Raw genomic sequence first — 10,996 nt, 5'->3', positions numbered from 1 at the left:
CGCCGGGCTGGCATGGACCTTCAGCCCCGCGAGTTGCTCGCGAAGCTGCCGGAGCTGCATCTCCTTCTCCTTTGGAGAACGCTTGATGGCGACGGAATCGGAGCGCTGTCCGTCGATGGACCGCATGCTGAACATCCCTGTTAGATCTGGAATAAGCGGCGGCTGCGCGAGCCGGCCGTGGATCGATCCTCGCCCGAGCCCGTTGCGGATACAAGCTCAATTCTCGGCCGTGCCCTACTTGTCCCAACCGGACGGGACATGAAAAAAGCCGCCGGCGGTAAGCCGGCGGCCCGAGTCTCAGGGAGGAAACGCCCAAAAGGGCTGCCCAAGAAATGTGCACGGCGCGACCGAACGCAAGCCGCCAGCGCCGTCGCAAGGTGCATGGCACCCATGCGGCGGCTCCCTGTCCATGGGTGCCGATTGCAAAATGGCTGGAAGGGCGCACATAGTACCTTGCATCGCCGGCCCCCCTGTGGCATAAGCCGCGCACCCCGCGACGGGCTGCTGTAGCTCAGTGGTAGAGCACTCCCTTGGTAAGGGAGAGGTCGTGAGTTCAATCCTCACCAGCAGCACCATTCTGCCGGCGCCCGGCTCGTCCTCCCGAGTTCTGAACCGCCCCGGGTTTCCCGGAGGCCCCATTTCCTGAGAGGATGGGGTCATCATGACGAAGCAGGCATCACCCAAGTACGCCCCCGAAATCCGCGAGCGCGCGGTGCGGATGGTGTTTGAGCATGCAGGCGAGCACGCCTCGCAGTGGGCGGCTATCAGCTCGATTGCAGCGAAGATCGGCTGCACGACGGAGACGTTGCGGGGCTGGGTCCGCCAGGCCGAACGCGACCAGGGCAAGCGGCCGGGGCCGACGACGGACGAGCGGGAGCGGATCAAGGCGCTGGAGCGGGAGGTCCGGGAGCTGCGCCAGGCCAACGAGATCCTGCGCAAGGCGTCGGCGTATTTCGCCCAGGCGGAGCTCGACCGCCCGTTCAGGAAATGATTGCCTTCATCGACGGACATCGCGCCGTCCACGGGGTCGAGCCGATCTGCAGGGTGCTGCCGATCGCCCCCTCCACCTACCATGCCCATGCCGCCAGCCGGGCCGATCCGTCCAGGGCTCCGGCCCGCTCGCGAAGCGACACGGAGCTGAGCGAGGCTGTCCGGCGGGTTTGGGACGCGAACTTCCAGGTCTACGGCGTGCGCAAGGTCTGGCGGCAGTTGCGGCGCGAGGGCCTCGACGTCGCGCGCTGCACGGTGGCCCGGCTGATGCGACGCATGGGCCTGAAGGGGGCGACGCGCGGCAAGGTGGTGCGCACCACGATCAGCGACCGAGCGGCGCCGTGTCCAGCTGACCGGGTGAACCGCCAGTTCCGGGCGCCGCGCCCGAATGCCTTATGGGTCGCGGATTTCACATACGTCGCGACGTGGCAGGGCTTCGTCCACGTGGCCTTCGTCATCGACGCTTTCGCCCGCCGCATCGTTGGCTGGCGCGTATCGCGCTCAGCTCATGCGGGCTTCGTGCTGGATGCTCTGGAACAGGCGCTGCATGACCGCCGACCGGCCAAGGGCAGCGGCCTCATCCACCACTCCGACCGCGGGTCGCAAGGCGGATTCAAGCGGTCCTCGCAACAGCCCCTTCGTGGCCTCCCTTATCGATGGATTTGAGCAGTTCGTCCAGCGCCTCGGCTGGCGTTTTCCAGCCAAGAGTTTTGCGGGGCCGCGTGTTCAGGGCGAGTGCGACGGCCGTCAGGGTATCGGCGTCATGCACGCTGAGGTCGGTTCCCTTGGGGAAGTACTGGCGCAGCAGCCCGTTGGTGTTCTCGTTCGTGCCGCGCTGCCATGGGCTGCGAGGATCGCAGAAGTAGACGCAAAGTCCGGTGTCGATCCGGATATCGGCATGCTGCGCCATCTCCGCCCCCTGATCCCAGGTCAGCGATCGGCGGAGCTGAGCGGGCAAGGTTGCGATCGTGCGTGCGATGGCGTCGCGGACGGCCTCGGCACCATGGCCGGCAAGCGCCGGCCCGTTCTTGACACGCAGTCCGCTGGCGTGTCCCGGCATCGGGGGCAGATGGAGCAGCATCGTGAACCGCGTCGTCCGTTCCACCAAGGTGCCGATCGCCGATCTTCCCAAGCCGATGATGAGATCCCCCTCCCAGTGCCCCGGCACCGCTCGGTCGGTCACCTCCGCCGGGCGTTGGCTGATCATGATCTCCGGGGCGATGAAGGACTTGCCCCGCTTGCGGGTCCGTGCCAGCGGAACGCGCAGAGCCCGTCCGGTCCTCAGGCAGGCGGTCAACTCACGGCGCAATGCTCCCCGGCCTTGAATGAACAGGGCCTGATAAATGGCCTCATGGCTGATGCGCATCGTCGGGTTCTCCGGAAAGTCGAGCCGCAGGCGCCAGGAGATCTGCTCGGGGCTCCACGCCTTGGCCCACCGCCGGTCCTGCCGGCGCCCATGGCGGCGACCTTTCCAGGTCACGGCCGGTCCACGGATCGCCGCTCCGTCCGGAGCAACCACCGTGCCGGCCAGACGCTCCTGCACGTAGTCGCGCAGGGTCGGATTGACCAACAGCTTGGCCGGCTTGGGACGGCGCGCCGAGCGGTCGGCGTGCCACTGCGCGGTCGTCGCCCGATAGTCCAGTCCTCCCCCGCGGGTGGCGGCGTTGCGCCGCAGCTCCCGGGAAATGGTCGAGGCAGCGCGACCCAGCCGACGGGCGATCTCCCGCACGCCAAGCCCTTGGGCACGCAACAGCGCGATCTCCTCCCGCTCCGCAAACTGCAAGTACCGTCCTGACGGTGGCTTCGCCGATGAAGCAAATCCCGCTGGTGGCATTCCCCCTGCCTCTCGGAACCAGCGTGTCCCCACCACGGGTGACACTCCCACTATGGATGCCGCATCCTCGCTTGCTTGTCCCATCGCGATTGCCGCCCAGAACCGCCGTCGATCCTCACGCTGCGCCGAGGGGGGCCGACCAGGTGAGCGCAGAGGAGCTCGCCCAGATCGGTCCGAGCGCCGATTCCGCTTCTTCATCGCAACCTCCTTCGTCAGGCTGTTGCGAGGACCGCTTGAATCCGCCCAATACGTGGCCATCAAGTACACCGAGCGTCTCACCGACGCCGGCGTCGAACCCTCCGTGGGCAGCGTCGGTGATTCCTACGACAACGCCTTGGCCGAGACGATCAACGGCCTCTACAAGACCGAGGTGATCCGCCGCCGCGGGCCGTGGCGCACCCTGGAAGCCGTCGAGTTCGCCACCCTGGAATGGGTCGACTGGTTCAACCACCGCCGCCTGCTCGATCCCATCGGCAACATTCCTCCCGCCGAGGCCGAAGCGCGCTACTATGCTCAAACCGAGGGCGCCGCCATGGCGGCGTGACTCAAGCCAAACGGCCTCCGGGAAACCCGGGGCGGTTCACTGCGCCGGATGCAGTTCGGCCGCTCCTCGGAGAAGCTGGACCGGCAGATCGAGCAGCTGGAATTGCTGCTGGAGGACCTGGAGGAGGATCTCGGCCGCAGCGAGCAGACGGCCCCGCTGCCGCCCGCGCCAGCTGATGAGGCCAAGGCCAAGCCGGCGCGCCGGCCGCTACCCGATCATCTGCCGCGCGAAGAGATCGTCCACGCCGCGGCCTGCGCCTGCCCGTCCTGCGGCGGCGAGTTGCGCCGCCTGGGCGAGGACGTGACGGAGATCCTGGAGTACCGGCCGGCCCGCTTCCACGTCGTCCGCCACGTCCGGCCCAAATTCTCCTGCCGGCTCTGCGAGGCGATCGCCCAGGCGCCGCTGCCGGAACTCCCCATCGAGCGCGGCCGGCCAGCCCCCGGGCTGCTGGCCCATGTGCTGGTGTCCAAGTACGCCGACCACCTGCCGCTGTACCGCCAGGCCGGGATCTACGCCCGCGAGGGCGTGGAGCTGGAGCGCTCGACCCTGGCCGACTGGGTCGGCCGGGCCGGGGTGCTGCTGGAGCCGCTGGTCGCGGCGCTGCGGCGCGAGGTGATGGCCTCGCCCCGCCTGCACGGCGACGACACGCCGGTCCCCGTGCTGGCGCCCGGGACAGGCAAGACCAAGACCGGGCGGCTGTGGGTCTACGTCCGCGACGACCGCCCACATGGCGGTGAAGCGCCGGCGGCCGCGTATTTCTACAGCCCCGACCGCAAAGGCGAGCATCCGCAGACTCACTTGGCCGAATTCCACGGGCATCTGCACGCTGATGGCTATGCTGGTTTCGGGGCGCTGTACGATAATGTGGGCCGCCAGCCCGGGCCGATCGTCGAGGTCGCCTGCTGGGCGCATGCGCGCCGGAAATTCCACGACGTGCATGTGAGGACGAAGAGCCCGGTCGCCTTTGAGGCCTTGGAGCGGATCGGCGCGCTCTATGTGGTCGAAGACGAGATCCGGGGCCGGCCGCCGGACGAGCGACATCACCCACGCCAGGAGCGAAGTCGCCCGGCCGCCGAGGAACTGGCGGCCTGGATGCGGGCGACCTTGCCGAAGCTGTCGGGCAAATCGGACCTGGCGGGCGTAATGCGCTACACGCTGGGGCGCTGGCCGGCCCTGACCCGCTATCTCGACGATGGCCGGCTCGCGATCGACAACAACCCGGCCGAACGTGCGCTGCGCGCCGTAGCACTCGGGCGCAAGAACTGGCTGTTTGCCGGCTCGGACCGCGGCGGCGAGCGGGCCGCGGCAATCTATTCGCTAATCGAAACAGCCAAGCTCAACGGCCTCGACCCGCAGGCTTGGCTGGCCGACGTCATCGCCAGGATCAACGCCTATCCCGCCAAGCGCATCGCCGACCTGCTCCCCTGGAGCTGGAAGCCTGCCCCCTGAGCCGCGGGGCAGGCCGGACGCTTACTGACCGCGGGCCATGATGAAATCCGCGGATCAGGTCCCAATCAAGCCAGCGCGTTTCGCACGCATTGAGTCACACGGGTCTTCCCGATCCTCGGCTCGAATCCATGAACCTGAAAGACCTGCTTGGCCAGATCGAGACCGACGGTGACAATGCTCATGTGGACGGCCCTCCCGGACGTGGCGATTCGACACAGACCACCTTATGGCCATCGCAGGCCGGTGGGCAGCGGTCGTCCACACCATCATGCCAAATGGTCTACGGCAAACCCGGAGCGGTTCAGTTGACGGCCGCGCACCGATCGGATCAAGGGTCGGCATTAGAAGCGACGGTGGGATCTGACCGGCTGGCCAATATCCACTCGAAGCGCCAGCCGTATTCCACGATCATCCAACGGACCTCATCCCAACAATGTTCCGCCATCAACCAGCTAGCTAACCCGATGTGCGGGTTTCTTGGAAGGTGTCGAGACCCAACGCGCCTAACGTAAGCGACAGAAGGCCTTCCAGCCTGTTCCGCCGCCGCGGAGATGTGTCATGGATCTCGAGAGGTTCATCGTAACGGTGTTCTGCCTCACCGACGACTTCGTCCGCAGCGCCTTCGGGGCACCGGCGCACTGACTGCGCCAACGGGGCCCCGCCCCGAAGCTCGCCGACAGTGAGGTCCTGACGATCGAGATCGTCGGCGAGTTCCTCGGTCTCGACACCGACCAGGGGCTCTGGACCTATTTCCGCCGCCACTTCGGCCATTCTTTCCCGGCTCTGCGCGTGGTGCACCGGACGACCTTCCTGCGTCAGGCGGCCAATCTCTGGGTCGTCAAGTCTGCGCTCTGGCAGCACCTCGCGGCGGCGACGCAGCAGGGTACCGCCTGCCTGCTCATCGACAGCCTGCCGGCGCCGGTCTGCCGCTTCGCCCGCGCCTACCGCTGCCGCAGCTTCGGCGGGTTCGCCGCCTTCGGCTACGACGCGCTCGCCCACCAGACCTACTATGGACTGCGCCTGCATCTGCACCTCACCTGGCCCGGCGTGATCACGGCGGCGACGCTGGCACCGGCGAACGCCGCCGATCCCGCCGTCGCGCCTGAACTCCTCGTCGGGTGCATCGGCTGGGCGCTCGGCGATGGGTCCTATTGGAACCCCGCTCTGCGCGCTGAACTTGCCCCCGACGGACTCGATCTCCTCGCACCATCCCCGCGCAAGGCCGCCGCCCAGGGGCCGCGATGGCCGCGATGGCTCATCCAGACGCGCCGGAGGATTGAGACGGTCTTCAGCCAACTGGTCGAGCGCTACCACGCCAAGCGGGTGCGCGCCCGGGACCTGTGGCACCTGACTGCCCGGTGGCTGCGCAAGCTCGCCAGCCACACGATGGCGGGCCTGCTCTGCCAACGCGCGGGACTCCCGGCCCTGGCCTTTGCCCGCCTTGTCCAGCCAACCTAAAACCCGCACATCGGGTTAGCTAGAGGATTCTTCAGATGTTATAGGCATCAACTTTATAGCGTCGAAGGTTGGCTGGATCGGTAAACCAGTCTATTGTTTCCTTGAGCCCTCGCCGCAGCCCCTCCATGCTGCCATAGGTGGGCTCCCAGCCGGTCAGGCGCTTGGCTTTCTCGTTCAAGGCCAGCAGACGTTCGACCTCACTGCGGTCCGGACGCAAGCGCTGCTCGTCTTGCTGGATGTTGATTTCGCGGCACATCAGGTCGGCAATCATCCTGCACGTGTCGCCGATCGAGATCTCAAAGCCGCTGCCGATATTGATCACCTCTCCCACGGATAGCGGGCTTGCGGCGACGGCGAGGAAGCCGCGGACGGTGTCGGCGACGTAGTTGAAGTCCCGCGTCGGACGGACGCTGCCGAGCTTCAGCTCGCACCGGCCGGCTGCGATCTGGGTGATGATTGTCGGGATCACCGCCCGCGCGGACTGCCGGGGGCCATAAGTGTTGAAGGGACGGATGATCGCGACAGGCAGGTCGAACGACCGCTCGAAAGACAACGCGAGCTGGTCGGCGCCGATTTTGGTCGCCGAGTAGGGTGACTGCCCCTGAAGCGGATGCTCCTCGTCGATCGGGACACGAAGCGCGGTTCCGTAGACCTCGCTGGTCGAGGTATGGACCACCTTCGAGACGCCCAGGTCTCGTGCCGCCTGCAGCACGTTGAGGGTGCCTTTGATGTTCGTGTCCACGTAGGAATCAGGCGAATGGTAGGAGAACGGGATCGCGATCAGCGCTGCTAGGTGAAGGACGGTATCACATCCCCGAACAGCCTCCCTCACGCCGTTCGGGTCGCGGATGTCCCCGGCGAAGAAATCGATCTCCTCGCGGATGTCGGCCGGCACCGTATCCAGCCAGCCGTCCGAGCTGAAACTGTTATAATAGACGAAAGCACGGACCCGGTGACCGGCGCGGATCAGCGCTTCGGTCAGATGGGACCCGATGAAGCCGTCTGCTCCGGTGACCAGGACACGACCGAGCGGGTGCATTCTCGCCTCGTTGAATCACGTTGCCGCCGGCCATCCCTGAATACCGGACGTGACTGGGTTTCTATCCCAGCTTTGGCATCCTGGCAAAACCAGAAAGCACCCCATCGGGCCTCGTCCCACAAAAAACCCTTGATGCCAAGAGCGTGCAATGCGATTGGGATCGCCTTCTTGACGAAACGTCAACAGCCCCGTTGCAGGAAATGGACGAGAAAATCGCCGTCATCGGTCTCGGCTACGTCGGCCTCCCTGTCGCACTCGCCCTCGCCCGGCGCTTCCCGGGAACCATCGGGTTCGACATCAACGAGCGCAGGATCGAGGCCTTGGGCAAGGGCATCGACACGACCGGCGAGATCGAGGCCGGGCCCCTCATCGGCTCGACGATACGTTTCACCTCGGCCGGAAAGGACCTCGAAGGAGCCACGTTCTTCGTCATCGCGGTACCGACGCCGGTTGACGCCAGCCGACAGCCCGATCTCACCGCCCTGGTTAAGGCCAGCGAGACCGTGGGCCGCGCGCTCAGGCCGGGTGCCGTGGTCGTCTACGAGTCCACGGTGTATCCGGGAGTGACGGAGGACGTCTGCGGGGACGTGCTCGAAAGGATGTCCGGACTGCGCCGGGGCGTCGACTTCAAGCTCGGCTATTCGCCGGAGCGGATCAACCCTGGCGACAAGGAGCACACGCTGGAGCGGATCGTGAAGGTCGTCTCGGGCGAGGACGGGGAAGCGCTAGATCGGATCGCCGCCGTCTACGGCGCGATTATTCCAGCCGGCATCCATCGCGCGCCGTCGATCAGGGTCGCGGAAGCGGCCAAGGTCATCGAGAATACCCAGCGCGATCTGAACATCGCGTTGATGAACGAACTGGCCATCATCTTCGATAAGATGGGCATCAGAACCCAGGACGTCCTCGATGCATCTGCAACGAAGTGGAACTTCCTGCGCTTCACGCCGGGCCTGGTCGGCGGCCACTGCATCGGCGTCGATCCCTATTACCTCACCGCGAAGGCGGAGCAGCTCGGCCATCATCCGGAGGTGATCCTCGCGGGGCGCCGCATCAACGACGGCATGGGGGCCTTCATCGCCCGCAAGCTCGTGAAGCTGCTGATCGAGGCGGACCGCCCGGTCAGGGGCGCGCGGGTCGGCATCCTGGGTCTGACCTTCAAGGAGAACGTCCCAGACCTGCGCAACAGCAAGGTCATCGATATCGTGCGCGAACTTCGGGAGTTCGGCGTCGAGCCCATGGTCCACGACCCCTTCGCCGACGCCCAGGAGGCCCGTGAGGAGTTCGGCGTGGAGCTGTCCTCGCTGGACAACCTGCGCCGCCTGGACGGGCTGGTCCTGGCCGTCGCCCACCGCGACTACGTGACGATGACGATACCCGAGCTGGCCGACAGGTTCGGAAGCTCAGGGCGCGGCGTGATCGTGGACGTGAAGTCCGTCCTCGAGGCGACGACCATGCCGCCAGGCATCCTATATTGGAGCCTCTGAGCGCGTGAGCGGGAGTCGGTCCGGAACCGGCTCAACCGTCGGCCAAATTTGTCCAGGACACTGGAAAGGCATCCCCCCGTTTCGGTAGGTCGTTCGTGTTCAGCCGCGGGATGAGCAGCGGATCGTCGCGGCCGACCCGGGCCAGATCGGCGGCGATCGAGAATGCTAGGCGGCACCCGCGCTCCCGAAGCAGATCGATGGTCGCCCGAGCATATCCCCCGAAGGGATAGCAGAAGCTGAACCGGTCCCGGGGCATCCCGATCCGGTCCAGAAGATCGGCGGAGCCGTCGATCTCGCGAGCCTGCTCCGCCTCCATAAGGCGGTCCAGCCAAGCATGGACGACACCATGCCCGCCGAAATGCATGCCCGATGCAGCCATGGTACGCATCTGGGGCAACGTCATGTAGAGCTCTTCGGCGAAGGCCGCCTCGTCGCCGGTGACAAACTCGCGGAACAGCGCGTCCACGGCGCTGGACCGCACGTGCTCGGGGAGGGCGTGCTGGAGAAGTCTCTTCACGTAATGGACCTCGGCCACGTCGTACCGCCCGGGCCGCAGATACTCCGCGCGCAACTGCTCCAGAGTGGGCATCCCCTCCTCGCTCTGGGCGGCCACGACGAGGTCGTTGATCCTCCGGCACAGGATCCAGGGATCGGGGCAGGACGTCAGCACGAAATGGATCTTGTTTACGTCCAGTACGCGGCGGTCCAGGGCCGAACACCTCGGTGGATAGAAGGCACCGGAAATGCCGGCCTCGAATAGCCGCGGGAAGACGTAGGTGTAGTGATCGATGTACCCGTCGTCGAAGGTCAGAAGCGCTGCACGCGGCGGAAGCGGTTCTCCAGCGTCGTACGCATTGATAACATCGTCGACCGATACGAAGCGGTAGTGCTGCCGCATGTAGGCGAGTTGTCCGTCGAACTCCTCGAGGTCCAGCCCCTTAATCGCGGGAAACCGGCTCAAGGCGAGCGGACGGACGTAATGATAGGTGACGACGGTGAGGGTGCCGGTCATGCGTTCCTCCGTCCGGCCGCCGGGATCTGGCGACTGTGCTCGATGTAGTCGATAGTGGGCCGGTCCAGGTCCAGGTCTCCCTTGGCGAAGTGGAGCCTGGAGTGGTCCGCGAGTGCCCGCATCCGACTGCGGGTCCACATCATCAGCGACGTCGTGGGCGGCGTACGGAGTTCGGGGGGATTGAACAGGTGCGCAAACTGGAGATGGGGCTCGTCGACCGCCGAAAACCAGCCGCTTTCCCGTAGATACGCGCGGACGCGCTGCGAAACACAGGTGACGTCCACGGCCATGGCGCCGACGGAACGGCAGAACTCGTCCAAGAAAGCGGTCGCCGACGGCAGAAGCGCGGCGTCACCCAAGAAATCGACGACATGGACGACTCGCTGGCCCGCCACTTCGGTTTCCCGCAGAACTAGACCGAGCCCCGGCCCCGGCACCGCGGGCGAGGTCACGTGATGAAAGGAATAGTCGAACACCGGATGGTCGGCGTAGCGCCATCCCAGGTGGGCGGCATCCCTGATAAAGAGATTGAAGTCCTGCATCATCGCGGTACCGCAGTCGGCGAGGACGTCGACACCGACCCTGTCGACGCTCCACCGCGCCACGGCGGGCCGCCCGAGACACTGTTCCACCAGCCTCCTGCCCAGCGCATTGCATTCCACAAGACCGACATCCACGAGTGCGTCGACATCGTGGATCCGATAAAATCTCGGCAGGTAACGAATGAAATCGAAGCCGCTCGTGAGATAGATAGACTGTGCGTCGTTGGTGATGCCGCCCCCTAGAAGTACCTCGTAGCTGTCCTGGAGGGAGCGCATGATTGCCTTTCCGACGCCCTTGCCCCGGGCTTCGGGCGAAACGATCCAGGTCGTCAGCTCCGCACCGGCCAAGTGCTCGCCGTCGAGAATGAAAGGCCGCGGATTGAGCCCCATCACGCCGACCAGGGCGCCGTCGCTGTCGATCGCTACACAGGCCCGGTCGCGACCGTCCGCCGCCGGCGCATCACGGAATTGCCACAGGTAGAAGGATTCCAGACCGAGGGCGATCGGTCGGCGCCAGTGGCTCGCGTAGAAGGCGGAGACACGGTCAGGGGAAACGCCGAGATTGCAAGCCGCGCCGGCACGGATACCGAAGTCGACCGTCATGGCTGTCGTGGCTCCATGAACCGGGGTTGAACACGAAC

The 10,996-nt window shown here is 66.0% G+C and carries 6 protein-coding genes, 1 tRNA gene, 3 pseudogenes and 1 other annotated feature; of the genes and pseudogenes, 6 read left to right on the top strand and 4 right to left on the bottom strand.

What is annotated here, in order from left to right; all coding sequences use genetic code 11:
• The first annotated feature begins 500 nt into the window (after positions 1 to 500).
• A tRNA-Thr gene (locus tag VGO20_RS23460) sits at positions 501 to 575 on the top strand.
• Between the two features lie 86 nt (positions 576 to 661).
• Positions 662 to 1,596: pseudogene (locus tag VGO20_RS23455) on the top strand (IS3 family transposase); the annotation flags it as partial.
• Positions 946 to 1,062 (top strand) — a sequence feature (AL1L pseudoknot). Its footprint overlaps the pseudogene before it by 117 nt.
• Positions 1,597 to 1,603: 7 nt before the next feature.
• Here VGO20_RS23455 and VGO20_RS23450 read toward each other — a convergent pair.
• Positions 1,604 to 3,022, bottom strand: coding sequence for an IS30 family transposase (locus VGO20_RS23450; RefSeq protein ID WP_327504816.1), 1,419 nt, complete (start codon positions 3,020 to 3,022; stop codon positions 1,604 to 1,606).
• A gap of 43 nt (positions 3,023 to 3,065) precedes the next feature.
• Here VGO20_RS23450 and VGO20_RS23445 point away from each other — a divergent pair.
• The 3 genes and pseudogenes from VGO20_RS23445 to VGO20_RS23435 all read left to right on the top strand — a co-directional run.
• Positions 3,066 to 3,368: pseudogene (locus tag VGO20_RS23445) on the top strand (integrase core domain-containing protein); the annotation flags it as partial.
• A gap of 39 nt (positions 3,369 to 3,407) precedes the next feature.
• Positions 3,408 to 4,817, top strand: a pseudogene (gene tnpC / locus VGO20_RS23440) (IS66 family transposase); the annotation flags it as partial.
• 642 nt (positions 4,818 to 5,459) lie between these two features.
• Positions 5,460 to 6,275 (top strand): IS982 family transposase, encoded by an 816-nt coding sequence (locus VGO20_RS23435; RefSeq protein ID WP_327504817.1) that lies wholly within the window; start codon positions 5,460 to 5,462, stop codon positions 6,273 to 6,275.
• Positions 6,276 to 6,306: 31 nt separating this feature from the next.
• On the opposite strand, the gene VGO20_RS23430 is transcribed toward VGO20_RS23435, so the two are convergent.
• Complete coding sequence (locus VGO20_RS23430) at positions 6,307 to 7,314, bottom strand: NAD-dependent 4,6-dehydratase LegB (RefSeq protein WP_327504815.1); 1,008 nt, start codon at positions 7,312 to 7,314, stop codon at positions 6,307 to 6,309.
• Positions 7,315 to 7,514: 200 nt separating this feature from the next.
• On the opposite strand from VGO20_RS23430, the gene VGO20_RS23425 reads away from it, so the two are divergent.
• Positions 7,515 to 8,801, top strand: coding sequence for a nucleotide sugar dehydrogenase (locus VGO20_RS23425; RefSeq protein WP_327504814.1), 1,287 nt, complete (start codon positions 7,515 to 7,517; stop codon positions 8,799 to 8,801).
• 31 nt (positions 8,802 to 8,832) lie between these two features.
• Here VGO20_RS23425 and VGO20_RS23420 read toward each other — a convergent pair whose 3' ends face one another.
• Positions 8,833 to 9,813, bottom strand: coding sequence for a polysaccharide deacetylase family protein (locus VGO20_RS23420; protein ID WP_327504813.1), 981 nt, complete (start codon positions 9,811 to 9,813; stop codon positions 8,833 to 8,835).
• Entirely contained in the window at positions 9,810 to 10,958 is a 1,149-nt protein-coding gene (locus tag VGO20_RS23415) for a GNAT family N-acetyltransferase (RefSeq protein ID WP_327504812.1), read from the bottom strand. The genes VGO20_RS23420 and VGO20_RS23415 overlap by 4 nt, the downstream gene beginning before the upstream one ends.
• Positions 10,959 to 10,996 lie beyond the last annotated feature (38 nt).

Source organism: Arenibaculum sp. (assembly GCF_035998295.1).
Classification (GTDB): domain Bacteria; phylum Pseudomonadota; class Alphaproteobacteria; order Azospirillales; family Azospirillaceae; genus DASYHS01.
The sequence above is the reverse complement of the archived record's forward strand: the minus strand, read 5'-3'. Positions and strand labels throughout refer to the sequence as shown.